Raw genomic sequence first — 26,426 nt, forward strand, 5'->3', positions numbered from 1 at the left:
CGTCTCGATTGCATGCCTGACGTGGCCGGGGCCGGCCGGGGACGAGACGTCTAGGCGGCGATCCGTCCGGGCTCGCCCCGGAACCGTGCGGACCGCCCGCCGACTCCGAGCGCTCGCCAGGCCCACGAAGTCAGCGGCGTCCGCAGCCCGATGTTGTCGAAAAGCATGCGTACGTCGGCGAAGAGGTGCTCCCGGAACGCGGTGGCGTCAGGGCCGGAGCCCCAGACCTCCCGCACGACCTCGTCGGGCATGCCCATCAGCTCACGATCGGCGCGCGAGGGGATGATGATCGCGTCGGCGCCGATGCGCATCGCCAGGGGCGTGAGGAGGCCGAGCGCGAGCCGGGAGACCGGGTTGAGCGACGGCGCGTGCTCCTCGAGCCAGGCGTGGGCGAAGCCGATGTGCCGGGCCTCCTCGGCGATGTGGATGGCCATGATCCGGTCGAGGAGCGGGTGGGTGCCCCCGGAGCGCATGACCTCCTTCTGCACGTGGTCGATCGGCTCCTCGCCGGCCAGGATGATGGCGAAGAAGAGAGCCGGGTAGAGCCCGCCGAGGTGGCCGACGAGCGGGATGGAGCGCATCAGCCAGCCGGGTGCGCCGGAGACGTCGGGGCAGACCCGGTTGGTGAACTCCTGGAACATCTGGATGTGGTGGGTCTCCTCGGTGAGCTCGTGCATGAAGTAGCGGAACTCGGGGTCGCCGTTCTCGACGCTCATCAGGAACTGGGTGCCGCCGAGCAGCAGCAGCTGCTCGAACTGCGAGCCGGTCTTCACTATCGCGGTGAGGCGGTGGCGGCCGACCTCGATCTGCCGCGCCCTCGGCAGCGACTGATACCAGGGGTGGGCGCCGAGGAGGTCGAGCGTGGGCAGGATCCAGCGCTCGTCGTCCTCGGGCACGGCCATCTCCGGGGCGTCCCAGTCGACGTCCTTGAACGCGTTGAAGTATTTCTCGACCGACGCCACCGACAACGTACGCAGCGTGTCGTCATAGCCCTGGCGGCCGTGCGTACGGGGAGCGATCACCCGCGCCGGGGTGCCGGCGACGGCGCCCACATAGCTACCGATCGAGCGAAGTGTCTGCACAACCATCCGAGCCTCCTTGCGCGATGTTGATTCATCACCAAGGTACATGGGATTTGTGTCCCGGGAACAGGCTCTGGGCGTGTCCCGCTCAGCAGATCTCGGCGGCGAGCGCCTTCCGCACGCCGGTGATCAGGTCGTCCGGTGTGCGGGCCCGGCGGTCGAACGTCGTGCGCGCGGTGTGGGCGCCCCGCTCGTCGACCCACTGGAACTCGAACCCATCGGCACAGAGCCCGGTGATCTGGGCGGCGAGGATGCTGCCGACGGAGGCGTACGACCTGGTCGCGACCGCGTCGCGGAGGTCGTCGCCGTGATGGTTGTTGAGGTGGTCCTGGTTGCGGTGGAGCACGCCGTCGTTGAGGTCGAGGCCCGGGTCGGTGAAGGCGTCGAGCGGGATCGGGGAGGCCTCGCCGCTGGGGCGGATCAGGATCACGTTGGCGAGGTCCATGACGACCTCCTCCCACTCCGTCTCGCAACAGGTGCAGGCGTCGGTACGCAGCCACCGCAGCGTGCCGGTGAGCCGGATCGTCTCGCGCTCGCCCAGGGCGCCCTGCAGGACCAGCACGACATGGCTGCCGCGACGTCCGGCGTACGCCAGGCGCTGGTCGGGCGGGCACAGGAAGGTGGGGCGGCCGCCGTCGTCGGCGAAGCCCTGCATCTCCAGCTCGTCGGTCGAGTAGGGGATGCCGTCGATCACCAGCGTCCCGTCGCGGGGGCACGACAGGATGTTTCGGGCTGTGCGTGCGGTCGAGTGCATGGCACCTCCATGTTTAGGTAAGGCTTACCTAAACATGCCTGCGGCCGATCGGGCAAGAGCGGGCCACTCAGAAGCCGATCGGCAGGCCGGCGTAGTTCTCCGCCAGGCCCGCCGCGGCGTGCCGGCTCGAGGTCACCCAGCGCAGCTGGGAGAGCTGGAGCTGGGCGTCGAACGGATCCTCCGCGGTGTGCAGCATCGTGGTCATCCACCAGGAGAAGTGCGTGCAGCGCCAGACCCGGCGCAGTGCGGTCTCCGAGTAGCCGTCGGCCAGGCGCGAGTCGCCCGCGAGGAGAGCGGTGAGCGCCGGCGCGAGCAGGGCGACGTCGGCGACGGCCAGGTTGAGGCCCTTCGCGCCGGTCGGCGGAACGATGTGCGCGGCGTCGCCGGCCAGGAAGAGCCGGCCGTGGCGCATCGGCGTGGAGACGTGCGAGCGCATCGGGAGCACGCTGCGGTCGGTGATCGGGCCGGGCTGGAGCGACCAGCCGTTCTGGCCGTGCCCGAGGCGGGCGGCGAGCGCGTCCCAGATCTGGTCGTCGGACCAGGTGGCCGGGTCGGTGCCGTTGGGCACCTGGAGGTAGAAGCGCGAGACCTTCTCCGAGCGCATCGAGTGCAGCGCGAAGCCGTCGGGATGCCACGCGTAGATCAGCTCGTCGGTCGAGGGCGCTACGTCGGCGAGGATGCCGAACCAGCTGTAGGGGTAGGTGCGCTCCCAGCTCTCCCGCGCCGGGATCGCGGCGCGGCTGGGGCCGAAGGAGCCGTCGCAGCCGACGATCGCGTCGGCGACCACCTGCCGGGGGCGACCCTCTGCGTCGGTGAAGGTGACCGACGGCCGCTCGGACTCGATGTCGTGCAGCGCGGTGTCGCTGACCTCGTAGTGGACCACCTGCCCTGCGGCCCGTCGCGCATCGATGAGGTCCCTCTGCACCTCGGTCTGGCCGTAGACATAGACCGCACGGCCGACCAGGTCGACGAAGTCGAGGTGATGGCGCTCCTCGGGCCACTGCAGATAGATCCCGCGATGCCTGTCGGCCTCGCGGGCGAGTCGGTCACCGAGGCCGACCTCGGTGAGCAGGTCGACGCTCGACTGCTCCAGGATCCCGGCACGGATCCGGGCGGCGACGTACGCCTCGCTCCGGGTCTCCACCACCACCGACTCGACGCCGTCGGCGGCGAGGAGATGACTGAGCAGCATCCCCGCGGGTCCGGCGCCGACGATCACGACCTGAGTACGTTCTGCAGCCATGGGGGGAGTCAACTCCTCCTCCGGCCGCACCGGCCAGCCCGAACTTCCGCTCAGCGGAATGCACGATGACGGCCCGGCCGGGTCCGCGCGCGTCGTACCCTGACGGTCATCGACGGGCTCTGTGGTCAGGGACGAGCCGAACCGAGGAGAAGCCGTTGCCGTCTCGCAGTCTCGACTACACGCCGCTGGGCCGACGAGTGGGCCTCCGGGCGCGACTGGCGGCGATCGCGGGCAACAACCTGTATCTGCTCGGGATGACTGTCAGTGTGCTGCTCACCGCCGCGGGGCTGGCGGTGTTCCTGGTGCAGCTGATCACCGGGCACGTGGGGGAGTTCGGCTGGTTCTGTCTCGGCTTCCTCGTCCCGTGCGGGGTGCTGGCGGCTGCCGATGGTCTGCGTCAGGCCGGTCGAGGTGGATCGGTGAGTGCGTTCGCGCGGGCCAACGGCCTGGAGGCGATCCATGGCACGACGGCGACCTCCTACGCCGGCTCGCTCTTCGCCGACGGCTCGCACCTGGTGCTGCACAGCGTTCGCACCCGCGGTGAGACGTTCGTCGAGGTGGGGGATCTGTGGCCGCTGGGCGGGGCGGCCCGCGCTGCCGACGGTGTCGAGGATCCCGGGTCCGCGGCCTACCCGGAGCGGCGGCTCTTCTTGCGGGTGAAGATGGGCTTCTCGATCAGAGCCGGGATGAGGGCGGAGGTCGTCACTCCGGAGCTCGACGAGCGGCTGCGAAGCTTCGCGGGCGCCTACTCGCTCGAGATCTCGGGCTCCGAGCTGACCGTCTTCGGCCGCCGCGAGCTCCGTCCGAAGGATCCGCTCCGGATGGCGGAGGCGTTCGGCTTGGCGCAGCAGCTGGCAGAGCGGCTGGCGGAGGTCTCGCGAGACCGCCGTCGAGGCCGTGGTCGTGGCGCGGAGAAGGCGAACGCGTCGGGGATCCCGATCCCGCAGCGGCACGTCGCCGACGATGCTGGCCTGCGGACGATGGGTGCGCTCAAGGTCATCGGCATCACCGTGGCGTTGCTGGTGATCGGCCCGCTGGCGATCGCGGTGTTCATGTCGGCGATCGACGGTGGGCTGCGTGGCCGGGAGGGTGTTGCCCAGGTCGTGACGCTGGTCGTGGTCTCGGTCGTGTGCGCCGTGATCGCGGGTGTCGTACGCATGATCACGACCCCGCGTCGACCGAAGAGGTAGTTGCCGGACTACCTCGGCTGGGCGCGGAGGTCGGCCATCGTGGCGGCCCAGCCGCCGTCTCGCCGGATCTGCACGAGCGCGACCGCGATCATGACGGCGGCGATGGCGAAGTGGATCACCGCGTCGGTGACGTGGTCGGGCATGTGCAGCACCCACAGCACCCGCGGCGAGAAGAGCGCCCAGATCCCCGGGACGACGGCGGCGAGGGAGGCGCCGAAGAGGTAGAGCACCGACCACGAGGTGCGGCGGCACAGGAACAGGCCGGGCGCGAACATCGCGATGCCGGAGATCGCGTGCCAGCCGTTGAAGTCCATCGCCAGCACCTTCTGTGTCGGCGCATGGTGGCCGACCGCGAAGCTCGGCTCGGCGGCGAACCCGGCGGCCGACCACACGATGTTGACCGTGCAGATCACCAGGACCGCCCACTGGACGAACGTCCAGCTCGCCGTCGCCACCTGCGTTTCTTGATAGATCGTTCTAGTCATATATTGACCATAGACCTGCAGTCCGACGGGCGCTACCGAAATAGAGGGCCGATGACCAGCACGCGTACGCGAATCCTTGATGCCAGCACGGAGCTGTTCCGTCGTCAGGGCATGTCCGGCACCGGCCTGAAGCAGATCGCCGCGGTGGCCAAGGCGCCGTTCGGGTCGATCTACCACTTCTTCCCCGGGGGCAAGGACGACCTGGCCGGGGAGACGATCCGTCGGGCCGGTGCGGAGTACCGCGACCTCGTGCTCGCCTTCTTCACCGGCCCCGACGACCTGCTCGACAGCGTCGCGACCGCCTTCACCGCTGCCGGAGACGTGCTCGTCGCGACCGACTATGCCGACGCCTGCCCGATCGCCACCGTCGCGCTCGAGGTCGCGAGCACCAACGAGACCCTGCGGGTCGCCACGGCCGATGCGTTCACGGACTGGATCGAGACCGGTGCCCGCTCGCTCGAGCAGCACGGGTTCACGCCCGAGGTCTCCCGACGTCTCATCATCGGCTTCGTCACGAGTCTCGAAGGAGCCTTCGTGCTGGCCCGCGCGCTGCGCTCCACCGAGCCGCTCGAGGCGGCCGGCCGCAACGTACAGGCATCGGTGCGGGAGGCGCTCGAGGCACTTCCGTGATCAGCGGTCGGGCACTGGTCTAGACATTCGGGCCCGTGGGGTAACGTCACAGCTGGCTTGTTCGGGCGAGTCAGGAGGTCGGCATTGCGTTGCTTCATCATCGTCAAAGAACGTCATGACGAGGGGGAGTGGGACTGGGTCCTGGTCGGACCCGACATGCAGGCAGCCGGATCGCTCGACGCCCGCGGGATCGAGGACGCGATCATCGCGGCGCTCGGAGCCGCCTACGGGTCGCTGAAGTCGCTCGACCCGGTGCAGGTCGTGGTCGCGCTGCCGTCCAACGCGCGCTTCTGGATGCTGACCGACGAGATCGCCCACGCCTATCCCGGCGTCGCGGTGGTGCCGTTCACCGACGACGACGCCGACATCCGGGCGGCGGCCGTCGAAGCGCTCGCCGTCCACCGCTCCGGGCCGCTGCAGCCGCTGGTCGTGGCGACCGACGGCTCGGCCCATCGAGGCTTCATCGGGTGGGGCTGGCTCGCCGGCGACGGACAGCACGGCTTCGGGCGGCAGGTGCCCAACGCGCGGATCCGTGATCCGCACTCGTTGGTGGTGCTCTCCGAGCTGCAGGCAATCGCGGAGGCCGTACGCGCGCTGCCGAGGCGCGACCTGACGATCCGGACCGACTCCCGGGTGGCGCTCGCCCTGATCCACGACTGGCTCGGGGGCGAGATGTCGATGCCGAAGGGCTACGAGACCGAGCATCGCGCCGAGCTCGCCGGGCTCAACCGGATGCACGACGAGCTGTGCCGAGAGTCCGAGCGGCTCTCGTTCGAGTGGGTGCGCGGCCATGTCGGCGAGGCGCTCAACGAGGGTGCCGACTCGTTGGCCAAGCTGGCTCGGCGCTTCGCCGAGGGCACCTGGGGCCTGACCGCCGACGAGATTCCGGGGCGGGCGCTCGCGATCGCGGAGACCTTCTCTTCGCCGGTCGCATCTGCCCGATAGGTTCGCGGTCGTGAGTGAGCACACCCTGTCAGAGGTCACCATCGCGCCCGACGAGCCCGCGCAGATCCGCGCCCGGCTCGATGCCCTGGGGCTCGAGGGCATCTTCGACGTACACACGCACTTCCTGCCCGCTCGGATGCTCGAGAAGGTGTGGGCCTACTTCGACTCTGCCGGGCCGCTGCTCGGCCGGCCGTGGCCGATCGCCTATCGGCACTCGGAGGAGGAGCGGCTTCGGGCGCTGCGAGGTCTCGGCGTACGTCGTTTCTCGGCGCTCACCTACCCGCACAAACCCGGCATGGCGGCATGGCTCAACCAGTGGGGTGCCGAGTTCGCGGCGGACAAGCCCGACTGCCTCCGCTCGGCGACGTTCTATCCCGAGCCGGGTGCCGGCGACTACGTGCGTGAGGCGATCGAGGCCGGGGCGCAGATCTTCAAGGCGCACGTCCAGGTCGGTGACTACGACCCCAACTCGCCGCTGCTCGACCCCGTCTGGGAGGTGCTCACCGAGTCGCGTACGCCGCTGGTGATCCACTCCGGCCACGGGCCCGCGCCGGGGCAGTTCACCGGACCGACGGGCATGGAGGCGCTGCTCGCGCGCTATCCCGACCTCGTGCTGATCGTCGCCCACATGGGGCTCCCGGACTACTCCCGGTTCCTGGACCTGGTGGAGCGCTATGACGGGGTGCACCTCGACACGACCATGGCTTTCACCGCCTTCACCGAGGAGACGGCGCCGTTCCCGCGTGCGGAGCTGCCGCGGTTGAAGGAGCTGGGGGAGCGGGTGATGTTCGGCAGCGACTTCCCCAACATCCCCTACCCCTATCTGGAGGCGGTCGACGCGGTCCTCGGCCTCGGGCTGGGTGAGGAGTGGGCGCGCGGGGTCCTCCACGACAACGCGGCGCGCTTGTTCGCCTAGGCGACGGCGGTCGCGTCGCGGGTGCCGGTGAGGATCCCGACGATGTCGGGCACCCCGAGAGCGAGCCGGTTGAACCTGGGTGAGTCGGCGGCGACGACGAGATGCTTGGCGAGCTCGATCTCGTCGCGGGCCCAGGGCACCAGCCCGGCGCGGTCGAGGTTGACCGAGTTGGCGGCGCCGTGACCCGAGATCGACCGGTAGGTGATCACCGGTGTGCCGGAGGCGAGCGCCTCGAGCGAGGTGAAGCCGCCGGCGTTCTGCACGACGCAGTCGCTGGTCGCCATCAGGGCGCGTACGTCGGTGCGCCAGCCGAGCGCCACGACACCCGGGATGCGCTCCAGGCGTCGCTTGAGGCAGGGGTCGGTCGCACAGAGCACCACCGGCGTCATGTCGCTGTGCTCGAGGATGTCGCGGGCGGTCTGCTCCAGAGCGCCCGCGCCGAGCGAGCCGCCGGTGACCAGCGCGCGCGGGCCGATGAGGCCCAGCCCCGCCAACGGGTCGGGAAATGTCTTCCCCGGGACGTACGCCGCCCCTGGCGGGACGAGCGGCTGCACCACGGCTGTGCTGCCGCCGAGCGCGCGGGCCTCGCGGGCCGCGACCTCGTGGATGGCGAGGTTGAGGTCGATGCCGGGGTGGATCCACAGGGCTGGGACTGCGGCGTCGGTGAGGTAGGTGACCGTCGGCACCGTGACGGCGCCGGTGGTGCGGAGGTGGCCGATGACCTGGGAGCTGAACGGGTGCGTCGAGATGATCAGGTCCGCGCCGCGGACGGCCTCGACGATGTTGGCCGTGGAGAGGCGAAGGAGTCTTGTGAACGGCTCGTGGAAGGGTCGACCGGGCATGGTCAGGCTCATGGTGGTGCCCCAGGAGTCCGGGCTGATCCGCAGCTGCATCTTGTAGCCGACCTTGAGCGCGCGTCCCAGGCGCCACGGCATCAGGTCGACGAAGTCGAAGATCTCGACGTCGCAGCCGGCTCCTCCCAGCGCTCGAGAGATCTCGCGGGAGGCCGAGTTGTGGCCGGCGCCGTAGCTCGCCGAGACGATCGCTACGCGGGGCGCCGTTCCTGGCCGGATCTGGAGGAGGGGCCCGGGCCGCTCCGAGTCGATGGACATGCGGCGGATTCTGTCGGCGGGGTGTGACGGCGCGGTGAACGTGAGCACCCTCGCGCATCACTCTTCATCGTCGATTCGTCTCCTCGCACCTGGTGGCGTTCTAAGGTTCATCCTGTGATCATCGCCCGGGCACTGCACAGCTGGGCGCGGTCCGCGGTCGCCGAGCTGGGCGGTGGCTCCTCGGCGGTGGTCGCGGTGATGCGCCGTGTGGTGGTGGCCTTCGCGGCGGCGCGAGGTCTGCCGATCACCGAGAGCGATCTGGACGAGGCGGGGCTGCTGCTCTCGCGCGATCCGGATCGTCCGATGCCAGATCGTTCGGCACTGGATCGTCTGGTGTCGGACTATCTTGATCCGGATGGAATCGCTGGTCTTGGTCTCGAGGAGATCGGCTATGTCTACGAGGCGCTCCTCGAGGACTCCTCGCGGCGTGACAACGGCGCGCACTACACACCGCCCGAGCTGGCCGACGAGATCGTCGCTCACACGCTGGCGCCGGTCGCCGCCGTCGATGCCACCGTGGTCGACATCGCCGCTGGCACCGGTGTCTTCCTCCTCGCCTCCGCGCGCTATCTGGCCGCGCAATGCCAGGTGCCGGTGGCCGAGGTCATCACCGGCTGCATCTACGGTGCCGACATCGACCCGGTCGCGGTCGACATCGCGAAGCTGTCCCTGTGGCTGCTCGGCGCAGACCCCGCGCAGCCCCTGACCTTCCTCGACCGCCGCATCCTGTGCGGCAACTCGCTGGTCGGTCTCGTCGACGTCGACGAGCTGCCCGGTGGCGTACGGGATCGGGAGGCGTACGCCGACGCGATGGTCGCGGTCGCGCTGCCGCTCGGTGGCCGGCCCGGGAAGCGGCTCGAGGAGGCGTACGCCGCGTTGGCCGACCGCCGGCGTCTGCCGGTGCCCGGCGTACGACCGATCCACTGGGCCCTGGTCGCGCCCGAGGTGATGGCACGCGGCGGCTTCGACGTGGTGGTGGGCAACCCGCCCTACCTCGGCGTCAAGCGGGTGCGGGACGCGATCGGGCAGGAGCTGAGGGACTATCTGGCTCACACGCTCGCGGCCGGCACGACCAGGCGGGCCGACTACGTCATCTACTTCCTGCTCCGGGCGGCGGCGCTGAGCCGTGGCGAGATCGGACTGATCACGACCGACTCGATCAGCGAGGGCGATACGGCGCGGTTCGGGCTGGGTGCGCTGCTCGAACGCGGATGGCAGGTGGCTCGAGCGGAGCGGTCGGCGCCATGGCCGACAGCCGGGGTGCGGTTCGCCAAGATCTGGCTCACCACACGGCCGCTCTCCTCCGCATGGCTCGACGGGCGCTCGGTGCCGGCCATCACCGGCACGCTCGAGGACGGGTTCCCGCATCCCGAGCCTGCCCCGCTCGACCTCGACGTCCCGCTGCCGCACGGCTATCAGGGCACGATCGTGCTCGGGCGCTCGCTCGTGCTGACCTCGGCCGAGGCGGAGTCGCTGGGTCGTGGGCCGCTCGGGCACACGGTGCGGCCCTATCTGAGCGGCGAGGATCTGGTCAGGCCATGCGGCTCGGTGGCCTCCCGGTCCGTGCTCGACGTCGGCGGTCTCGGTCTCGACGAGCTCGCCGAGGATCCGGCGATCGCGCGTCGGGTGCGCACCCGGGTGCGTCCCGAGCGTCGCCGCCAGTTCGTGAAATACCCCCAGCTCAAGGACCGTTGGTGGGGCTTCCTGAGCCCTGTCGACGAGCTCTACCGCGACTCCGACGGGCTCTCGCACGTCATCGCGTTCAGCAAGCACAGCAAACATCTCTGGCCGGTGCTGGTCGGTGCCGACCATGTCTTCTCCAACGGCCTGGTGGTCTACCCGACGCAGGATGCGGCCGCGTACGCGTTCCTGGCCTCCGACCTCCACCGCGTCTGGGCGGTGCGCGCCGGTGGCACGATGCTCAACACCGCCTACCGCTACAACCCGTCCCGACTGCGCGCCACCTACCCGTTCCCGCCGGATCTCGGACCGCTCCGTCCGGCCGGTGAGGCTCTCCTAGCAGCCCTCGCCCGGGTCGGCGACGAGCACCGGCTCGGCATCACCGGCGTGCTCAACCTCGTGGGCGACCCCACCGCCGGCGACCCGGCCACCGCCGCCCTGCGCACCGCCATCGCCGACGTCAACCGAGCCACCGCCTGTCTGCACGGCATCGATGAGTCCTTGGCCGCCCCCGAGCTGACCCCCGCCGGCTTCGGCCTCACCCCCGCCCGCCAGCGAACCCTGATGTCCGTCCTCATCGACCAGAACCTCACCCTCGCCGAGAAGTCACCCCTGCAGGTCGAGGAGTCACGTACGCCGGCCGAGGAGTCACCTCTGCAGGTCGACACGTCACCGCGGTGACGTGTCGACCTGCAGGAGTGACCTCTCGGTCAGACTGAGGTGGCGGGGCCGCCGACGACCGGGGCGGTGAAGTCGACGGCGCGCTTGGCGTTGGCCAGGGCGGTGACGGTGGCGGTGCCGATGGTGCCCTCGCGGTCGAAGACCTCGGCGGTGCCGACGGAGATGCCGTCGTGGGCGACGTGGTCGATGGTAGCCAGGCCGACCTCCATCCCGGCGGGGCGTCGGGCGAGGGCGAGGGAGATGTCGGTGTTGATCCACTCGACGCCGTTGGTGCCCCAGTTGGTGACCATCGAGGTGGCGTCGGCGATGGAGGCGACGGTCTGGAACGGGGTCATCGGTTCGCCGGCGACGGTCGGCACCGCAACCTGCCAGGTGATGTGGCGCCCGCCGTTCTGGTGCCGGCCGAAGTCGTCGGACCACGGGCTCTCCGAGGAGAAGTACGGCACGTGCGGCTCGGAGGTCGGCGGCGCGACCTCGAGCGGCGGGGGAGCGGCGCGTCCGGACGACGACCAGACCTCGCCCGCAGGGTTGTCGCCCGTACGCAGGTAGGTGCAGGTCGCGCGGGCGACGACCCGCTCCTCGCCGTCATCGTCGGCCTGGACCATCTCGGCGTCGAGCAGCGCGATGCGGGGGCCGTTGCGTACGAGGCTCGTCTGGATCGTCGTCAGCCTCATCCTCGGCGGCCGGAACAGGTCGACGTGATAGCGCGCCGGCACCAGCTCGGCGGCGCGGCCGAGCTCCTCGACCTGATCCTCGAGGCCGCGGGAGATCAGGCCGCTGGCGGCCACCCCGTGCATCTGGTCCTGCGACCACATGCTGCACGCCATCTGCGTCGGCTCGAAGCCGTCGTCGGTGCGCCGAAAGAAAGCGAGTTCCATGCCGCTCATACTAGAACGTGTCCTACCTTCGCCCTCACTGCTCCCACCTCGCCCGCTGAGTGCGGATCGTCCCGGATCGGACGCCGGAGTCTGAAAGAATCCGGTGCGTGAGCGAGAAGGTGACCTTCAAGAGTACGTCCGGGCCGATGCTGGCCGGTCTCATCGACGAGCCCGAGGGCGAGGTGCGCGGCTGGGGCGTCTTCAGCCACGGCTTCACTCTCGGCAAGGACTGTCCGGCGGCCTCGCGGATCTGCAAGCAGCTCGCCGCCGAGGGCGTGGGGATGCTGCGCTTCGACAACCTCGGGCTCGGTGACTCCGAGGGCGACTGGGGCAACGGGTCGTTCACCCACAAGGTCGCCGACACGGTCGAGGCCACCCGTTTCATGGCCGACCGCGGCACCCCGGCCGAGCTGCTCATCGGGCACTCCTTCGGCGGCGCGGCGGTCCTGGCCGCGGCTCCCGACGCGGTCGGCGTCGATGCCGTCGTGACCGTCGCTGCTCCCTTCGAGCCGGCCCACGTCGAGCACAACTACGACTCGGTCCTCGCGCGAGTGATGGAGGACGGACACGCCGACTGGATGGCCGGCGGGAAGTCGCTGACGCTGCGCAAGGAGTTCGTCGACGACGTACGCCGCGCCGACCTGCGGCAGCGGATCATGCAGCTCAAGCTGCCCCTGCTCGTCATGCACAGCCCCACCGACACCACCGTCGGCATCGAGAACGCCTCCGACATCTTCAACACCGCACGTCACCCGCGATCCTTCGTCGCGCTGGAGGGCTCCGACCACCTCCTCACCAAGAAGGGCCAGGCCCAGCGCGCGGCCCGCATCATCTCGGCGTGGGCACACCAGTATCTGATCGACTGAGTATCTGATCGACTGAGGCTTCGACCGGCCCGTGCCGTCGCCGGTCACCGTCGATCGCTCCGGCTCGGATAGGTTCGAGACATCACAGGGGCGCCAAGCCATCGACGTACGCGGAGGGCAGATGAACAAGCCGAAGTTTCCGGTCAAGGAGCTGATCAAGGCCGGCCCGGCAGCGCCGCAGGTGCTGGTCGGCCACCTGGTGGCCACGCAGGGTCCGGAGATCGCCAGGAAGGTCGCGGCCGACCGGAACAAGCCCGGCTTCGAGGCCGAGGCGTACGTCGACGACCTGATCAAGAGCCACCGTCGGCTCGCGCGGCTGCAGGGCGCCGGTGGTGGCGCGATGATCGCGGCCGCCGAGGTGCCGGCGGTGATCGGCGGTCCGGCTGCGGTCGCCGCGGCAGCCGCGACCGCGATCCTGGGCGACCTGGTCGCGCTGGCGTGGATCGAGCAGCGTCTGGTGATGCACATCGCGGCTGCCTACGGTCAGGATCTGGAGGATCCCGCCCGCGTCGAGGAGTTCCTCTCGCTGGCCGGTGTGGAGATGCTCTTCGACGGCGGCGCCACCGCGACGGGCGCGGCCGCGACGAGCAAGAAGGGCAGTCGGTTCGGCGTACGTGCGGCCTCGCGCTGGGCGGCGAGCAAGACCTTCGGCGCGATCAAGTCGATGATGCAGCTGGTCGGTGCCCGGGTCGCCCGGCGTGTCGGGCTGCGTGCCGTCCCGGTGCTCAACATCCCGCTCGGCGTGGTCCTCTCCGACCGTGCCACCAACCGTCTCGGCAAGCGGGCCCGCGAGTTCTACCGCACTCGGCCGGCCTCTGTCTGAGGTCTCTCCGCCTTCTGTGCGGCCTCTGTTCGACCGATCGGTCTGATCAGTTGACAGAAAACGTGGAACGAGACTTCCGCGAACAGGTGTGGGTCGGGTTACACTCGCTGCAAGCGCCCGGCTCGTGGACGTTCGTCGTGGGGACCGAACGAGTCACCAGCCCGGTCGATGAGGCGCCGATCGCGCGTATCCGCTCTTTGAGCGCGGTCGTCAGCCGCCCGCCATCGATCTGCGTGAGCCCTGGGAGGGCGACCGGCCGATAAGGGTCGGCTTTTGGACGTGCCACTCATGCGTGGGTTGGCCCAAGGAGGATTCAGTTGGCTCAGGGAGCCGCTACCCGGCGCAACAACCGGTCCGGCCGTTCACGCAACAACGGCAACGGGTCCAAGTCCGGGCAGAACGGTCGCCGCAAGGGCGTCCACAAGGACAACGAGGGCATCATTCCCGTCCTCGCTCAGGTCGTTCGCGAGGTGGAGGCCTCCGTTCAGCGCCGCTCGGCCATGCCTGACGTACGCACCAAGTTCCAGGTCGTCGCCCTCCTGGCTCGCGACGAGCGCCACCGGGTGCTCGAGGACGAGACCCTCAACGAGGGCCGCCGCGCCGAGCAGCTCAAGCGGCTCGACGGCATCGCCACGATCCTCGCCAAGACTGCGACGCTCGACTCGCGTCTCTTCGAGCTCCTCGCCGAGGACGCCGAGATCTCCGACGCCGCGCTCGACCTCAAGCACGAGCTGATGACCCGCGGCGGCGTCGATGTGCCCGACGACGAGGAGGAGACGGAGGACGAGACCCCGGTCGTCGTGGTGCCCGACAAGCGTGTGGTGCCCACCAGCGTCCTCCAGCGCCAGCTCTCCAACCCGTTCCTGACCCCCGACTTCACCAACGCGCGCCCGCCGGTGCACGCCCGCCGCCTGGCCGGCTGGGAGCTGCTCGGTCCGCTGTTCAGGAGCTTTGAGTACGCCGACTCCGGCCCGTCCTGCATGGTGCTGCCCGAGCCTCCGGCCTACGGGCCCGGCCACGTCGACGCGCCCGGCACCCGCGAGCTCATGCACCACCAGGCCCAGCTGGTCGCCTCGGCGGCCGAGGGCCACCGCAGCTACCTGCTGGCCGACGAGCCCGGGCTCGGCAAGACCGCGCAGGCTCTGCTCGCCGCGGAGGCAGCCGACGCCTACCCGCTGCTGGTGGTCGTACCCAACGTCGTGAAGACCAACTGGGCGCGCGAGGTCAGCCTCTGGACGCCGTCGAAGAAAGCCACCGTCGTGCACGGCAACGGCGAGGACATCGACGGCTTCGCCGACATCATCGTGGTCAACTACGAGATCCTCGACCGTCACGTCCGCTGGCTCGGCGACTTCGGATTCAAGGGCATGGTCGTCGACGAGGCCCACTTCATCAAGAACAAGTCGTCCCAGCGCTCCCAGCACGTGCTGGCGCTCTCGGAGAAGATCCGCGAGCGGGCTGCCAACCCCCTTCTGATGGCGCTGACCGGCACCCCGCTGATCAACGACATCGAGGACTTCCGGGCGATCTGGCAGTTCCTCGGCTGGATCGACGACGTCAAGCCGCGGGGCGGCCTTCTCGAGGGGCTCGAGGAGACCGGCATGACGCCGCAGGACAACAGCTTCTACGGGGCCGCTCGACGCGTCGTCGTCAACCAGGGCATCGTGCGCCGGCGCAAGGTCGACGTCGCCAGCGACATCCCCGCACGCCGCGTCGCCGACCTCCCGGTCGAGCTCGACGACGCCGAGGGTCGCTCGATCCGGGCCGCCGAGGCCGAGCTGGCCAAGCGGATGGTGCAGCGTTACGACACCGCGATCGAGACCCGGGTGACCGGTGCCAAGCCGGCTCCGGGCGAGCTCGACGTCGACCTGATCCGCCGCGTCGCCACCTGGGAGCGCGAGGACCAGGACGCCTCCACCGGCGAGAACGTCTTCGGCATGATGCGCCGCATCGGTCGTGCGAAGGCGACCCTGGCCGCCGACTACGCCGCCCAGCTGGCGCGCAACGTCGGCAAGGTCGTCTTCTTCGCCAAGCACATCGAGGTCATGGACACCGCGCAGAAGCTCTTCGAGGAGCGCGGCATCCGCTACTCCACGATCCGTGGTGACCAGACCGGCAAGGCCCGGGAGAAGGCCATCGAAGACTTCACCAACGACCCGGAGGTCGAGGTGATCGTCTGCTCGCTCACCGCCGCCGGCGTAGGTGTCAACCTTCAGGCCGCCTCCAACCTGATCCTGGCCGAGCTCTCCTGGACCGACGCCGAGCAGACCCAGGCGATCGACCGTGTCCACCGCATCGGGCAGACCGAGCCGGTCACCGCCTGGCGGATCATCGCGAGCCAGACCATCGACACCCGCATCGCCGAGCTGATCGACTCCAAGGCCGGCCTCGCGGCCCGCGCCCTGGACGGCTCCGACGAAGAGGTCACCGACTCCGCCGACGTACAGCTCGAGGCCCTGGTCTCGCTGCTCACCGACGCGCTCCAGAAGCGTGAGGCCGGCCGCCGAGGTCGCCGCGCCGCCTGACCCACAGGTCGAGAAGTCACTCCTGCAGGTCGAGTGGGCACCTTGATGCCCACTCGACCTGCAGACGTGACGCTTCGACCTTGCAGACGTGGGGGTCGGGTCGGGGTGAATCCTGAGGCCGGATGTGCAGGGGCGACGTAGGCTCGGTGCATGACATTCTTGATCATCTTGCTGGTCATCGCGGCGGCCGTCGGTGGATACGTCTTCCGGGTGCCGCTCGTGGCGAAGCTGACCGGGCAGCCCCGTAGCCGCATCGAGCGGCAGATCGGGCCGAAGGCCAAGCGTCTCCACTGAGAGATTCTCCCGTCGGCGACGCGGGGGAATCGTTGGCGCGGCACGTGCGTTGAGACGTACGTGCCCGCCGGTCCGGCGCGCACGCGACTCCAGATCGGAAGTGAGACCGCAATGCCCACCGTCGAGCTCGGCGCAGAGAACTTCGAGAGCACCGTCACCGACAACGAGATCGTCCTCGTCGACTTCTGGGCGTCCTGGTGCGGCCCGTGCCGCCAGTTCAGCCCGATCTACGATGCCGCCTCCGAGGAGCACCCCGAGATCGTCTTCGGCAAGGTCGACACCGAAGCCGAGCAGGCGCTCGCCGGTGCCGCCAGCATCACCTCGATCCCGACGTTGATGGCCTTCAAGAAGGGCAACCTCGTCTTCTCCCAGCCCGGTGCGCTCCCCGCACCCGCGCTGAAGCAGGTCATCGACGCCGTCGTCGAGCTCGACGTCGACAAGGCGCTGGCCGAGCAGGACGCGCAGCAGTCCGGCGAGTAAGACTCGTTGGTGCGCCGGGGCCGGCATCAGGTTGGATAGCGTTGTGACCGAACCAGAGAGTCCAGAGAGTGCCGCCCACGCCGAGCTCCTGCGCCTGCGAGGCAGCATCGACAACCTCGACGCCGCTCTCGTCCACCTCCTCGCCGAGCGCTTCAAGTGCACCGAGCAGGTGGGCCGGCTCAAGGCGCACGCAGGCTTCCCACCTGCCGATCCCAATCGCGAGTCGGTCCAGATCGAGCGGCTCCGGCGGCTCTCCGACGACGCCGGCCTCGATCCCGAGTTCGCCGAGAAGATCCTCAACGTGATCATCGCCGAGGTGATCCGCAACCACCGGCAGTTCGTGGAGGACTGAACCCCGACCGTTCAGCCCAGCACGCGGGTGAGCCAGCCGTTCCAGAAGCCGCGGTCGGGGTCGAAGCGGGCGACGAGATCCTTGAAGTCGTCCCAGCGCGGATATCTCGACCCCAGGTCGGTGCTGGTGAAGACCTTGCCCCAGTGCGGCCGGGTGCCCGACGGCAGCCGCCGCTCCAGGTCGGTGAGTATCGCCCGTACGCCGGTGAGGTCGGGCTTCCAGGTGAAGTGCAGCCCGACGGTGTCGGTGCCGTAGGCGGGGGAGAGCCACAGGTCGTCGGCAGCGATCGCGCGGATCTCGCAGACGAGCAGCAGCGGCGCGACGCGGTCGCCCATCGACCGGACCGCGCTCACCGCCTCCTGGGCCTGCTCGATCGGCACCAGATACTCGCTCTGCAGCTCGGAGCCGACGCTCGGCTCGAAGTCGGGCCTGAAGTGGGGCAGCCGCTCGTGCCAGGGCCCGGCGACGCCGAGCTGGTCGGTGCAGGGCGCCGGGTCGAGGCCGGGAATGACGTGGTGGGCGCGGGTCGCCGGCTCCGTGCCGGGGATCTCTGCCGGCGTCGTACGTGACTTCTGCCAGACCTTGGCGACCGACCCGTCAGGCTCGTCGGTCCACCGGGTGAAGATCGAGACCGAGTAGGCCGCGCTGAGAATCTCCACGAGGTGTTCGTGCAGGTCAGGATAGGAAAGACCTTCGTGCACCGTCTGGGTGACCTGAAACGTCGGCTCGGTCCGCAGCTCGAGATGCGTCACGATCCCGAGCGCGCCGAGGCCGACCACCGCGCCGGCGAAGTCGGCCGCGCCGGCCTCCAACCGCACCAGGGAGCCGTGGCCGTCGACGAGCTCCAGGGCCGTCACCGACGTGGCCAGCGAACCGTTGCGCAGCCCTGACCCGTGGGTGCCGGTCGCGACTGCCCCGGCGATGGAGATGTGGGGGAGCGAGGCGAGGTTGGCCAGCGCGCGTCCCCTCTCGTGCAGCCAGCTCGCGATCGCGCCGTAGCGCATCCCACCGGGCACCCTGACGATGTCGCCGGCCAGCGTCGGCTCCTCGCCCATCTCGTCGAGGGAGACCAGCACGCCGGGGGTGTCGGCGAGGTCGGTGAACGAGTGCCTCGACCCCAGGGCGCGCAGTCGCGGTTCGCGCAGCACCAGGTCGCGTACGTCCTCGACCGAGCGTGGCCGCACCAGCTCGCGTGCGGTGTAGGCATAGCTGCGGGCCCACGTGGACCCGCTGGGCTGATGGGCGGCCGTCTCGTGAGGCATAGGAGGGATCGTAGCCATCGCACGGGCTTGTCGCGGATGGTCTACTGGAGTTCGAGAACGTCGATCGAAGGAGGGGCAGATGAGCGAGTACGCAGCAGAGGCCGACCTCGAGGAGCAGGCGACCGACGTCGAGGTGGAGGCCGTCGACGACGAGGCGCCGCTCGACACCGAGGAGAGGCTCGACCCGATGCCCGACGACGTCGACGAGGCCGACTTCGTCGAGCAGACGCTCGACGCGACCGGCGCCGACGACTACGACCGCTGAGGCATCGCTCGCCTGAAGTCGCTCAGAGCGAGCCGAGCACGTCGTCGTAGATCGACATCGCCTCGGCGACCTCGTCGGGGGTGATGATGCACGGCGGCACCACATGGATGCGGTTGCCGGCCGTGAACGGAATCAGGTTGCGGGCGACGAGCTCCGACTTGACCTTCGCCATCGTCTCGGCCGGGAGCGGCTCACGCGTCTCGCGGTCGGCGACCAGCTCCAGCGCCCAGAAGACGCCGGTGCCGCGCACCTCGCCGACCACGGAGTGCTTCTCGGCCAGCGCGGCGAGGCCGGGCGCGATGTGGTCGCTGCCGATGGTCGCGGCGTTGTCGACGATGCCTTCTTCGTTCATCGCCTCGATGGTCGCGACGATCGAGGCCATCGCCAACGGGTGCCCGGAGTAGGTGAGCCCGCCGGGGAAGACCCGGTCGTCGAAGGTGGCCGCGACCGGGTCGGAGATGATCACGCCGCCGGCCGGCACGTAGCCGGAGTTGGACCCCTTGGCGAAGGTGATCAGGTCGGGCACGACGTCGTAGGCGTCGAGAGCGAGCCACTCGCCGGTGCGGCCGAAGCCGGCCATCACCTCGTCGAGGATCAGCACGATGCCGAACTCGTCGGCCAGCGCCCTGACGCCGGGGAGGTAGCCCGGAGGCGGCATCAGCACTCCGACGGTGCCGGGAACGGTCTCGACCAGGATCGCCGCGATCGAGTCGGGGCCCTCGGCCTCGATGACTCGCCGCAGATGGTGGAGCGCGCGCTCGGCCTCCTGCTCGGGCGTGGTCGCCCAGAACTCGGTGCGGTAGAGGTAGGGCCCGAAGAAGTGCACGTGGCCGCGGGCGTACTCGTTCGAGAACCGCCGTGGGTCGCCGGTCGCGACGATCGCCGCACCGGTGTTGCCGTGGTAGGAGCGATAGGTCGAGAGCACCTTGTCGCGACCGGTGTGGAGGCGGGCCATCCGGATCGCGTTCTCGACCGCGTCGGCGCCCGCGTTGGTGAAGAAGACCTTGTTGAAGCCGACCGGAGCGACGTCGGTGATCCGTTCGGCCGCCTCGCCGCGGGCGAGGTTGGCGGTGGCCGGCGCGATCGTGGTCAGGGTGTCGGCCTGCCTCTTGATCGCCTCGACGACCTTCGGGTGCTGGTGGCCGATGTTGGTGTTGACCATCTGGGAGGAGAAGTCCAGATACGTACGCCCGGAGTGATCCCACACGCGCGATCCCTTGCCGCCCGCGATGACCAGCGGTTTCAGTGCTGCCTGGGCGGACCAGGAGTGGAAGACATGGGCGCGGTCGAGATCGTAGGCGCGCGCGTCGAGGGCTGAAGCGGACTCGGTCAAGGCTGCCCCTGGGGTCGTAGACGAAGGTTGAGCTGGTTCGCCCACTCTATGACCAAGTGACGACGCATAGGTCGCGATGACTGGGTGGCGATGCCTAGGAGGCGCTGGACGGATGCCGCACGACGACGTGCTCGACGGCGCTGGCGAGCTCGTCGCGGAGCTCGGGCGCGATCTGGGGGCAGTCGTGGGAGAGGAACAGCTCCATCGCCGCGCGGGTCGCGCGGGCCCGCTCGCCCGAGGTGGTCTCGGGGAGCGTGGGGGCGATCTCTGCCAGGTGGGCGCTGGTCTCGACCACGGTGTGGCAGTCGCTCGGTGAGAGCGGGGCGCGGGCCTCGCGGCCCGCCCTGACGAGGACGCCGAGGACCTCCACCTTGGCGGCGGTGGTCAGCGACATCGCGCTCCTCGACGAATCGAACAGGTGCGACCCCACACCGCTCGAGTGGTGCGACGACATGTATCTCCTCGGTGGACGTGTGCCTCCCGGAGGCACTCTCACCCACCCCAACGACCGGCGGAAGGGATCCGTCATGGCCTTGGTCGCTTTGTAACCCACCTGTTGGCCAACCCGTGGGTAGCCGATAGGTATTAGAAACTCAGGTGTTGGAGATCTTCTCGATCAGCGCGGTGGTCGAGATCGCCGGGGTGCGCGGCAGGTAGACGACCTCGCAGATGTCCTTGAACTCGTCGAAGCGCCCTTCCCAGTCGTCACCCATGAGCAGCACGTCGGCCTTGTGCTTGAGCAGGTACTCGCGCTTGAGCTCGAGGCTCTCCTCGAGGAAGACCTCGTCGACGGGCTTGAGTGCGGAGATGATCGCCATCCGCTCGTCCTCGCTGAAGACGGGGTAGCGGCTCTTCTTCTTGAAGTTGAGGGCGTCGGCCGAGACTCCGACCACCAGCCGGTCGCCGTACTCGGCCGCACGCTGGACGATTCGCAGGTGTCCGACGTGGAAGACGTCGAAGGTGCCGAAGGTCACGACGGTACGGGGGAAAGACATGAGGGGTAATGCTGCCATGTCCTGACATCTTTTGTTCAACCGGCGTTCCACAATCCGTCCCTTTGTCTCCGACCGCGGGCTTCGGTGAGCGCGTCGGTGAGCGGCGCATGGGACGACCCGGCACAATTGGGAGCATGAGTGCCCCAGGGAGCGCGGGCGGCCTGATGGTCGAGACCGAGGCCGACGTCGTACGCCGCCAGGCACTGCGGCGCATGCGCATCGTCGCCACGGGCCTCCTCGTCGTGGCAGCCGTCGTCTACCTGCTGACGCTGCGCATGGAGGGGTTCTGGGGGTTCGTGAACGCCGGCGCCGAGGCGTCCATGGTCGGTGCGATGGCCGACTGGTTCGCGGTGACCGCGCTGTTCCGTCATCCGATGGGGCTGCCGGTGCCCCACACCGCTCTGATCCCGAAGCGGAAGGACGAGCTGGGGGCCAGCCTGGAGGAGTTCGTCCAGGACAACTTCCTGCAGGAAGACATCATCCGCGAGCGGCTCGGTGTCGCGATGCCGTCGCTGCGGCTGGCGCTGTGGCTCTCCGAGGAGCCCAACGCCAAACGGGTCGTCGACGAGGTCTCCACAGTGGTGGCCGACGGTCTGTCCCGGATCAGCAACCGCCACATCATCGAGATCATCCAGGACGGGTTCGTGCCCCGTTTCCGTGAGGAGCAGATCGCGCCTCTCCTCGGCGGCACGCTGCAGGCGGCGCTCGACGACGAGGTGCACCACGGGCTCGTCGACCTCGCGCTCGTCGAGCTGCACGGCTGGCTCGAGGACAACCAGGAGATCGTCACCGACGTGCTCGGTGAGCGAGCTCCGTGGTGGACGCCGCAGGCGCTGCGCGAGCCGGTGACCAACCGCATCCACGTCGAGCTGGTGCGCTGGATCGCCGACATCCGCGACGACCCCGACCACCGCGCACGCAAGGCGATCGACGCCATGCTCGCCGACCTCGCCGACAACCTGCAGCACGACGAGGCGACCATGGAGCGCGCCGAGCGGCTCAAGGAGCGGGTGCTGGACCACCCCGGCGTCATCGACACCGCCATCTCGATCTGGGACGCGCTGCGCCGTGCGCTCACCAAGTCGCTCAGCGACCCCGAGGGCGTCGTGCGCCGCCGGGCTCTCGACGAGGTCGTCCGCTACGCCCAGAAGGTCGTGCTCGAGGAGTCCCTCCAGCGCCGCTACGACGCGCTCGCCTCCGACGTCGCCGTCTATGTCGTGCGGCGCTACGGCAAAGAGGCCACCACCGTCATCACCCACACCATCCAGCGCTGGGACGGCAAGCAGGCCGCCAGCCGCATCGAGCTCTTCGTCGGCCGCGACCTGCAGTTCATTCGCATCAACGGCACCATCGTCGGTGGCCTCGTCGGCGTGATCATCCACACCGTCTCCGTGCTCGTCACCTGACCTGCGTCGGTCGAGAAGTCACCCCCGCAGGCCGAGAAGTCACCCCCGCAGGTCGAGAAGTCACCCCCGCAGGTCGAAGCGTCACCGCGGTGACGCTTCGACCTGCAGGAGTGACTTCTCGGCTGAGATTGTCACCGGTCGGCGGGGCGGGGGAGGATGGCGGCGTGAGTGAGCCCTTCGACGTCCCGATCACCGACGAGATCATCCGGCTCGGCCAGTTCCTGAAGCTGGCCAACCTGGTCGAGACCGGCTCCGAGGCGCGGCCGGCGATCACGGCCGGCGAGGTGCTGGTCAACGGCGAGGTCGAGCTGCGTCGCGGTCGTCAGCTCCGGCTCGGCGACGTCGTGGAGTACGCCGGCCAGGCGGCTCGGGTCTCCGACGAGGCCGACTTCGACGTGCCCTGGTAGTCAGCAGAAACAGAGCGAGGCGGTGACCCCGAAGGGTCACCGCCTCGCTGCGTACGAGCTGTCCTACTTCTCGACCTTGACCAGGTCGCAGAGGAAGACGAGGGTCTCGCCGGGCTTGATGACGGCGCCCGCGCCGCGGTCGCCGTAGCCCAGGTGGGGCGGGATGACGAGCTGGCGGCGGCCGCCGACCTTCATGCCGAGGATGCCCTTGTCCCAGCCCTCGATGACCTGGCCGATGCCGACGCGGAAGTCGAGCGGCTCGCCGCGGTTGTAGGAGGCGTCGAACTCCTCGCCGGTGGACAGGGCGACGCCGACGTAGTGGACCGAGACGCGGTCGCGCTCGGTGGCCTCCTCGCCGTCACCGACGGTGATGTCCTTGATGACGAGGTCGGTGGGCGGGGTCGGGTCGACGAAGTCGATCTCTGGCTTCTGGCTCATGATTTCAGTCTACGTATCGATTCTCGCTGGGGCACACCGCGGCCGGGTCGGCCTCGGAGCCGATCGGCGGGTCGTAGGTCGGGGTCATGCCGTCGGCGCGCTCGCGACCGAGGTTCCACTCCAGCCAGTCGCCCGTGCGCTCGTCGGGCGCGAGCACGCATCGGCGCAGGTCGGCCGGGAGCTTCTTCAGCGCGGGCACGGCATCGTCGGAGAGACCGCGCAGGTAGACCGTGTCGATCTTTCCGGTCTCCTCATAACGCGCGATGTTGTGCTCGGCGGTCCAGGCGTCGGGGTTGATCGCGGCGATCCCGATCAGGGCGATGGCCCCGCTGACCAGCGCGAACCGGCCGAGCCAGGCGCCGCCGGCGATGCCACGAGCCACCGCGGCGACCAGCCCGGCGATCACCAGCAGACCCAGCCACGCCTCGAAGACGTCGACGAGAAGACGGAGCTGGGTGAAGCCGTACGCCTCCTGGTAGAGATGCATCCGGTACAGCGCCGAGCCGACGACCACCAGGGCCTCCGCGGCCAGCAGCCCGAGCGCGATGCGCAGCCACAGTCGGTCGGCCACGGTCTCCACCGGTGCCTTGCGAGCGGCTGCCCAGATCACGAGCAACGTGAGCGCGGTCGCCACCGTGAGCTGGCCGAAGCCCTGGTGGACGTATTCGGCATAGGTGAGCCCGGTCGTGGCCCGCAGGTGGTCCTCGCCGCCGAAGACCGCGGTCGCCTGGGCGATGAGGAAGGCGGCGAAGACGGCGACGACGACCCCGACGGGGGCCAACCACTCGTAGCGGTTGGCGACGGGCTGCGACGCACGCTCGCTGCGGTCGATCCGGGGCGGGTTGACCGCGAGGTACGCCGCGCCGAGCACGACGCCGAAGACGAAGACGGTCATGAAGATCCGCGCGGCGAAGGTGTCGGGGCGTACGTCGGGCACGAACCGGTCGACCCAGCTGCCCAGCATCGCGTCGGCCGTGGTGAACAGGAGTCCGAAGATCACCAGGCCGAGCAGCGAGAGCACGGTGGTGCGAGCGACCGCGGCGCCGTGACCGTTGCCCGACACGCTGGTCAGGGTGCGCCCCACCCAGGGGATGCCGCGCAGCCCGGCCAACGGCCACGAGATCCCGGTCAGCATGATGCCGAGCAGCGTCTTCGCGCCGGTGGAGGCGCACAGCAGCACGGCGATCGCGGTGACCAGGCACAGCGCGACGATCCATTCCGCGTCGCGGAAGACAGCGACCGAGGAGAGCAGCGCGAACAGCACGTAGCAGACCATCTGGAACCCCGACGGTCGTCGCGAGACCTGCTTGCCGGCGAGCATCACGACGGCGCCGGCGGCCAGCAGCACGATGACCGTGCCGAGGCCCGCGTTGCGGTCGGGGATCAGCAGCCCGCCGAGCAGACCGGCGACGACGGCGCCGACGAACAGACCGAACCGTCCGCCGACCCCGGTGTCGGGCCAGTAGGTGCCGAAGATGTCGTCGAGCACCGAAGGTGTCGGGTTCGCCGGACTCGGGCCGGATGTCTCTGCCAGATCGGGCTCGGTGGGACGGGCGGGTTCGGCCGCCGGGGGAGTGGGCATCGCATGCTCCTCGTGGTTGGGGGTGAGCGGAGTGAGAACGGGACGCGCGGGTGGCCGCAGCGGAAGATCGACGCGCACCCGGGCGCCGGCCGACCCGGCGAGCGGGTCGAGGAAGGCGATGGTGCCGCCGTGCAGGTCGGTGACCCAGCGGGCGATGGCGAGCCCGAGGCCGGTGCCACCGCCACCGTCGTCGGCGGAGGCGCTGAGGGTGCCGAACGGCTCGAAGACGCGAGCGCGGTCGGCGGCCGCGATGCCGGGCCCGGAGTCGAGCACCTCGAGGTGGTAGCGCTCGCCGTCGGCGCCCGCGCGCACCGTGACCGCGCCACCACGAGGGCTGTGCCTCGCAGCGTTGTCGAGCAGGTTGACGACGAGCTGGCTGAGCCGGTCGGGGTCGGCGTCGACGACGAGCTCGGCGGGCGCCTCGATCTCGTAGGTGACCTCACGGGCGTCGGCCCGCACCTCCGCGACACATGTCTCCAGCAGCTGTCCGAGGTCGACCGACGAGGTGCTCAGCGGCGCCTTGCCGGCGTCGACCCGAGCCAGGTCGAGCAGGTCCTCGACGAGTCGGCTCAGCCGCTCGGCTTGGCCCAGCGCGGTCTGCAGCGCGGCCGGCTCCGAGCCGACGCCGTCGACGAGGTTCTCCAGCACGACGGTGAGGGCCGCGAGCGGCGTACGCAGCTCGTGGGAGACGTTGGCGACCAGGTCGCGGCGCTGGCGGTCGACCGCGCCGAGGTCGCTGGCCATGGTGTTGAACGCGCGGCCGAGCTGGCCGACCTCGTCGGCGCCGCCGGCCGGCACCGAGACGGAGTAGTCGCCCCGGGCCATCCGCCGAGCCGCGAGCGTCATCTGCCGCAGCGGCGAGGTCATCCCCGCCGCCAGCAGCTGGGTGACGGCGAGGGCGATCCCGATCGTGACGGGGATCGACATCCACGGCGATACGCCTGCGAGGCGCCCGACGGAGGCCACGACAGCCGCCACCAGTGCGCTCGCGGCGACCAGCAGCCCGAGCTTGACCTTGATCGACGAGACCCGCTCCAGCGGCGTCATGACCCGGCCTCCAGGGCGTAGCCGACGCCGTGCACGGTGCGCACGCGCGCCGAGCCGATCTTGGCGCGCAGCCCCTTGACGTGGCTGTCGACGGTGCGGGTGCCGGAGGCGTCGGCCCAGCCCCAGACCTCGGCGAGCAACCGCTCGCGGGTCACCACGGCGCCCGGGTCGGCGGCGAGGCAGACCAGCAGGTCGAACTCGGTCGGGGTCAGCCTGACCTCCTCACCGTCGACCCAGACCCGGCGCGCTGCCGGGTCCATCCGCAGGCCACCGATCTCGGCCGTACGCCGCGGCGCCGCCGCCAGCTCGGCGGCCCGCTCGACCCGTCGCAGGAGCGCGTTGACCCGCGCCACCAGCTCACGTGCCCGGAACGGCTTGGTCAGGTAGTCGTCGGCGCCGACACCGAGGCCGACCAGCACGTCGGCCTCGTCGACGCGTGCGGTGAGCATCAGCACCGGCACGGGGCGTACGGCCTGGATCCGTCGACACACCTCGAGGCCGTCGTAGCCCGGCAGCATCACGTCGAGCACGACCAGGTCGGGCGAGGTCTCCTCGAAGGACGTGACCGCGCCCGGCCCGTCCCACGCTCGGACGACGTCGTAGCCCTCCGCCTCGAGACGGTCGGAGACGGCTTGGTTGATGACCGGCTCGTCCTCGACGACGAGGACGAGCCGGCGCGGCGCGGTCACATGTTCTGGCACATGCTCAGGCTAGAAGCCCGAGCCGCCGGAAAGGCTGCAGAAGTTGTGCAGGTC

Annotated in this window: 27 protein-coding genes; 14 read left to right on the forward strand and 13 right to left on the reverse strand. The window is 69.8% G+C overall.

Translation table 11 applies throughout. The features are described from left to right. Nucleotides 1-50 precede the first annotated feature (50 nt). From FB381_RS06355 to FB381_RS06365, 3 genes are all read right to left on the reverse strand, one after another. Nucleotides 51-1,088, reverse strand: coding sequence for an AurF N-oxygenase family protein (locus FB381_RS06355; RefSeq protein ID WP_141779510.1), 1,038 nt, complete (start codon nucleotides 1,086-1,088; stop codon nucleotides 51-53). Nucleotides 1,089-1,170: 82 nt separating this feature from the next. After that, the gene (locus FB381_RS06360; protein ID WP_141779511.1) at nucleotides 1,171-1,836 is read right to left on the reverse strand and encodes a DUF2470 domain-containing protein; all 666 of its coding nucleotides are present in this window, start codon (nucleotides 1,834-1,836) and stop codon (nucleotides 1,171-1,173) included. A 67-nt stretch (nucleotides 1,837-1,903) separates the two neighbouring features. Next, nucleotides 1,904-3,079 carry a 4-hydroxybenzoate 3-monooxygenase gene (locus tag FB381_RS06365; RefSeq protein WP_141779512.1) on the reverse strand — a complete coding sequence of 392 codons (1,176 nt, stop codon included), beginning with the start codon at nucleotides 3,077-3,079 and terminating at the stop codon, nucleotides 1,904-1,906. A 155-nt stretch (nucleotides 3,080-3,234) separates the two neighbouring features. On the opposite strand from FB381_RS06365, the gene FB381_RS06370 reads away from it, so the two are divergent. After that, on the forward strand, nucleotides 3,235-4,269 hold the full coding sequence (locus FB381_RS06370) for a hypothetical protein (protein ID WP_141779513.1): 1,035 nt from the start codon (nucleotides 3,235-3,237) through the stop codon (nucleotides 4,267-4,269). An 8-nt stretch (nucleotides 4,270-4,277) separates the two neighbouring features. Here FB381_RS06370 and FB381_RS06375 read toward each other — a convergent pair whose 3' ends face one another. Next, nucleotides 4,278-4,754 carry a DUF4383 domain-containing protein gene (locus FB381_RS06375; RefSeq protein WP_141779514.1) on the reverse strand — a complete coding sequence of 159 codons (477 nt, stop codon included), beginning with the start codon at nucleotides 4,752-4,754 and terminating at the stop codon, nucleotides 4,278-4,280. Nucleotides 4,755-4,805: 51 nt separating this feature from the next. On the opposite strand from FB381_RS06375, the gene FB381_RS06380 reads away from it, so the two are divergent. From FB381_RS06380 to FB381_RS06390, 3 genes are all read left to right on the forward strand, one after another. Continuing rightward, nucleotides 4,806-5,384 (forward strand): TetR/AcrR family transcriptional regulator, encoded by a 579-nt coding sequence (locus FB381_RS06380; RefSeq protein ID WP_141779515.1) that lies wholly within the window; start codon nucleotides 4,806-4,808, stop codon nucleotides 5,382-5,384. 84 nt (nucleotides 5,385-5,468) lie between these two features. Next, nucleotides 5,469-6,329, forward strand: a complete 861-nt coding sequence (locus tag FB381_RS06385) for an RNase H family protein (protein ID WP_141779516.1) — start codon at nucleotides 5,469-5,471, stop codon at nucleotides 6,327-6,329. Nucleotides 6,330-6,339: 10 nt separating this feature from the next. After that, nucleotides 6,340-7,245 carry an amidohydrolase family protein gene (locus FB381_RS06390; protein WP_246087988.1) on the forward strand — a complete coding sequence of 302 codons (906 nt, stop codon included), beginning with the start codon at nucleotides 6,340-6,342 and terminating at the stop codon, nucleotides 7,243-7,245. Here FB381_RS06390 and FB381_RS06395 read toward each other — a convergent pair. Then, nucleotides 7,242-8,357 carry an MGDG synthase family glycosyltransferase gene (locus FB381_RS06395; RefSeq protein WP_170225074.1) on the reverse strand — a complete coding sequence of 372 codons (1,116 nt, stop codon included), beginning with the start codon at nucleotides 8,355-8,357 and terminating at the stop codon, nucleotides 7,242-7,244. The genes FB381_RS06390 and FB381_RS06395 overlap by 4 nt on opposite strands. A gap of 114 nt (nucleotides 8,358-8,471) precedes the next feature. Between FB381_RS06395 and FB381_RS24445 the strand changes: the two genes are divergently transcribed. After that, on the forward strand, nucleotides 8,472-10,718 hold the full coding sequence (locus FB381_RS24445) for an Eco57I restriction-modification methylase domain-containing protein (RefSeq protein ID WP_141779518.1): 2,247 nt from the start codon (nucleotides 8,472-8,474) through the stop codon (nucleotides 10,716-10,718). A 29-nt stretch (nucleotides 10,719-10,747) separates the two neighbouring features. On the opposite strand, the gene FB381_RS06405 is transcribed toward FB381_RS24445, so the two are convergent. Beyond that, nucleotides 10,748-11,596, reverse strand: a complete 849-nt coding sequence (locus FB381_RS06405) for an acyl-CoA thioesterase domain-containing protein (RefSeq protein WP_141779519.1) — start codon at nucleotides 11,594-11,596, stop codon at nucleotides 10,748-10,750. A gap of 107 nt (nucleotides 11,597-11,703) precedes the next feature. Between FB381_RS06405 and FB381_RS06410 the strand changes: the two genes are divergently transcribed. The 6 genes from FB381_RS06410 (at nucleotide 11,704) to FB381_RS06430 (ending at nucleotide 16,936) form a co-directional block, all read left to right on the forward strand. Then, on the forward strand, nucleotides 11,704-12,462 hold the full coding sequence (locus tag FB381_RS06410; RefSeq protein ID WP_141779520.1) for an alpha/beta hydrolase family protein: 759 nt from the start codon (nucleotides 11,704-11,706) through the stop codon (nucleotides 12,460-12,462). A gap of 121 nt (nucleotides 12,463-12,583) precedes the next feature. Further along, nucleotides 12,584-13,285 (forward strand): EcsC family protein, encoded by a 702-nt coding sequence (locus tag FB381_RS06415; protein WP_141779521.1) that lies wholly within the window; start codon nucleotides 12,584-12,586, stop codon nucleotides 13,283-13,285. 317 nt (nucleotides 13,286-13,602) lie between these two features. Continuing rightward, nucleotides 13,603-15,810 (forward strand): DEAD/DEAH box helicase, encoded by a 2,208-nt coding sequence (locus FB381_RS06420; RefSeq protein WP_141779522.1) that lies wholly within the window; start codon nucleotides 13,603-13,605, stop codon nucleotides 15,808-15,810. Between the two features lie 150 nt (nucleotides 15,811-15,960). Then, complete coding sequence (locus FB381_RS23840; protein WP_170225075.1) at nucleotides 15,961-16,104, forward strand: hypothetical protein; 144 nt, start codon at nucleotides 15,961-15,963, stop codon at nucleotides 16,102-16,104. 111 nt (nucleotides 16,105-16,215) lie between these two features. Next, nucleotides 16,216-16,584, forward strand: a complete 369-nt coding sequence (gene trxA, locus FB381_RS06425; protein WP_141779523.1) for a thioredoxin — start codon at nucleotides 16,216-16,218, stop codon at nucleotides 16,582-16,584. A gap of 43 nt (nucleotides 16,585-16,627) precedes the next feature. Continuing rightward, nucleotides 16,628-16,936, forward strand: a complete 309-nt coding sequence (locus FB381_RS06430) for a chorismate mutase (RefSeq protein ID WP_141779524.1) — start codon at nucleotides 16,628-16,630, stop codon at nucleotides 16,934-16,936. A gap of 11 nt (nucleotides 16,937-16,947) precedes the next feature. Here FB381_RS06430 and FB381_RS06435 read toward each other — a convergent pair whose 3' ends face one another. Next, nucleotides 16,948-18,198 carry a D-arabinono-1,4-lactone oxidase gene (locus FB381_RS06435; RefSeq protein ID WP_141779525.1) on the reverse strand — a complete coding sequence of 417 codons (1,251 nt, stop codon included), beginning with the start codon at nucleotides 18,196-18,198 and terminating at the stop codon, nucleotides 16,948-16,950. 79 nt (nucleotides 18,199-18,277) lie between these two features. Here FB381_RS06435 and FB381_RS23845 point away from each other — a divergent pair, with 79 nt between their 5' ends. Beyond that, nucleotides 18,278-18,463: a hypothetical protein gene (locus FB381_RS23845; protein WP_170225076.1), complete on the forward strand. Its 186-nt coding sequence runs from the start codon at nucleotides 18,278-18,280 to the stop codon at nucleotides 18,461-18,463. Nucleotides 18,464-18,485: 22 nt separating this feature from the next. Here the strand turns inward: FB381_RS23845 and FB381_RS06445 are convergent, their stop codons facing one another. The 3 genes from FB381_RS06445 to FB381_RS06455 form a co-directional block, all read right to left on the reverse strand. Next, nucleotides 18,486-19,796, reverse strand: a complete 1,311-nt coding sequence (locus tag FB381_RS06445) for an aspartate aminotransferase family protein (protein ID WP_141779527.1) — start codon at nucleotides 19,794-19,796, stop codon at nucleotides 18,486-18,488. Between the two features lie 94 nt (nucleotides 19,797-19,890). Further along, entirely contained in the window at nucleotides 19,891-20,190 is a 300-nt protein-coding gene (locus FB381_RS06450; protein WP_141779528.1) for a hypothetical protein, read from the reverse strand. A 199-nt stretch (nucleotides 20,191-20,389) separates the two neighbouring features. Next, nucleotides 20,390-20,791, reverse strand: a complete 402-nt coding sequence (locus tag FB381_RS06455) for an FAD synthase family protein (RefSeq protein ID WP_141779529.1) — start codon at nucleotides 20,789-20,791, stop codon at nucleotides 20,390-20,392. Between the two features lie 134 nt (nucleotides 20,792-20,925). Here FB381_RS06455 and FB381_RS06460 point away from each other — a divergent pair, with 134 nt between their 5' ends. Beyond that, nucleotides 20,926-22,197 carry a DUF445 domain-containing protein gene (locus tag FB381_RS06460; protein WP_141779530.1) on the forward strand — a complete coding sequence of 424 codons (1,272 nt, stop codon included), beginning with the start codon at nucleotides 20,926-20,928 and terminating at the stop codon, nucleotides 22,195-22,197. Between the two features lie 200 nt (nucleotides 22,198-22,397). Further along, a complete protein-coding gene (locus FB381_RS06465; RefSeq protein ID WP_246088303.1) occupies nucleotides 22,398-22,604 on the forward strand; it encodes an RNA-binding S4 domain-containing protein in 207 nt (68 codons plus the stop codon). A gap of 63 nt (nucleotides 22,605-22,667) precedes the next feature. Here FB381_RS06465 and FB381_RS06470 read toward each other — a convergent pair whose 3' ends face one another. The 3 genes from FB381_RS06470 to FB381_RS06480 are packed head-to-tail and all read right to left on the reverse strand — an operon-like array spanning nucleotide 22,668 to nucleotide 26,372. Next, complete coding sequence (locus FB381_RS06470) at nucleotides 22,668-23,042, reverse strand: FKBP-type peptidyl-prolyl cis-trans isomerase (RefSeq protein ID WP_211352337.1); 375 nt, start codon at nucleotides 23,040-23,042, stop codon at nucleotides 22,668-22,670. 4 nt (nucleotides 23,043-23,046) lie between these two features. Beyond that, nucleotides 23,047-25,671: a DUF4153 domain-containing protein gene (locus FB381_RS06475; RefSeq protein WP_141779533.1), complete on the reverse strand. Its 2,625-nt coding sequence runs from the start codon at nucleotides 25,669-25,671 to the stop codon at nucleotides 23,047-23,049. Then, a complete protein-coding gene (locus tag FB381_RS06480) occupies nucleotides 25,668-26,372 on the reverse strand; it encodes a response regulator transcription factor (protein WP_246087989.1) in 705 nt (234 codons plus the stop codon). The genes FB381_RS06475 and FB381_RS06480 overlap by 4 nt, the downstream gene beginning before the upstream one ends. Nucleotides 26,373-26,426 lie beyond the last annotated feature (54 nt).

Source organism: Nocardioides albertanoniae (assembly GCF_006716315.1).
Lineage (GTDB): Bacteria > Actinomycetota > Actinomycetes > Propionibacteriales > Nocardioidaceae > Nocardioides > Nocardioides albertanoniae.

Coding starts and splice junctions, on each gene's coding strand:
- FB381_RS06375 (WP_141779514.1), bottom strand. CDS start 4,754: ATGACTAGAACGATCTATCAAGAAACGCAGGTGGCGACGGCGAGCTGG.
- FB381_RS06355 (WP_141779510.1), bottom strand. CDS start 1,088: ATGGTTGTGCAGACACTTCGCTCGATCGGTAGCTATGTGGGCGCCGTC.
- FB381_RS23840 (WP_170225075.1), top strand. CDS start 15,961: ATGACATTCTTGATCATCTTGCTGGTCATCGCGGCGGCCGTCGGTGGA.
- FB381_RS06395 (WP_170225074.1), bottom strand. CDS start 8,357: ATGTCCATCGACTCGGAGCGGCCCGGGCCCCTCCTCCAGATCCGGCCA.
- FB381_RS06460 (WP_141779530.1), top strand. CDS start 20,926: ATGAGTGCCCCAGGGAGCGCGGGCGGCCTGATGGTCGAGACCGAGGCC.
- FB381_RS06380 (WP_141779515.1), top strand. CDS start 4,806: ATGACCAGCACGCGTACGCGAATCCTTGATGCCAGCACGGAGCTGTTC.
- FB381_RS06415 (WP_141779521.1), top strand. CDS start 12,584: ATGAACAAGCCGAAGTTTCCGGTCAAGGAGCTGATCAAGGCCGGCCCG.
- FB381_RS06475 (WP_141779533.1), bottom strand. CDS start 25,671: ATGACGCCGCTGGAGCGGGTCTCGTCGATCAAGGTCAAGCTCGGGCTG.
- FB381_RS06365 (WP_141779512.1), bottom strand. CDS start 3,079: ATGGCTGCAGAACGTACTCAGGTCGTGATCGTCGGCGCCGGACCCGCG.
- trxA (WP_141779523.1), top strand. CDS start 16,216: ATGCCCACCGTCGAGCTCGGCGCAGAGAACTTCGAGAGCACCGTCACC.
- FB381_RS06470 (WP_211352337.1), bottom strand. CDS start 23,042: ATGAGCCAGAAGCCAGAGATCGACTTCGTCGACCCGACCCCGCCCACC.
- FB381_RS23845 (WP_170225076.1), top strand. CDS start 18,278: ATGAGCGAGTACGCAGCAGAGGCCGACCTCGAGGAGCAGGCGACCGAC.
- FB381_RS06435 (WP_141779525.1), bottom strand. CDS start 18,198: ATGCCTCACGAGACGGCCGCCCATCAGCCCAGCGGGTCCACGTGGGCC.
- FB381_RS06360 (WP_141779511.1), bottom strand. CDS start 1,836: ATGCACTCGACCGCACGCACAGCCCGAAACATCCTGTCGTGCCCCCGC.
- FB381_RS06450 (WP_141779528.1), bottom strand. CDS start 20,190: ATGTCGCTGACCACCGCCGCCAAGGTGGAGGTCCTCGGCGTCCTCGTC.
- FB381_RS06455 (WP_141779529.1), bottom strand. CDS start 20,791: ATGTCTTTCCCCCGTACCGTCGTGACCTTCGGCACCTTCGACGTCTTC.
- FB381_RS06405 (WP_141779519.1), bottom strand. CDS start 11,596: ATGGAACTCGCTTTCTTTCGGCGCACCGACGACGGCTTCGAGCCGACG.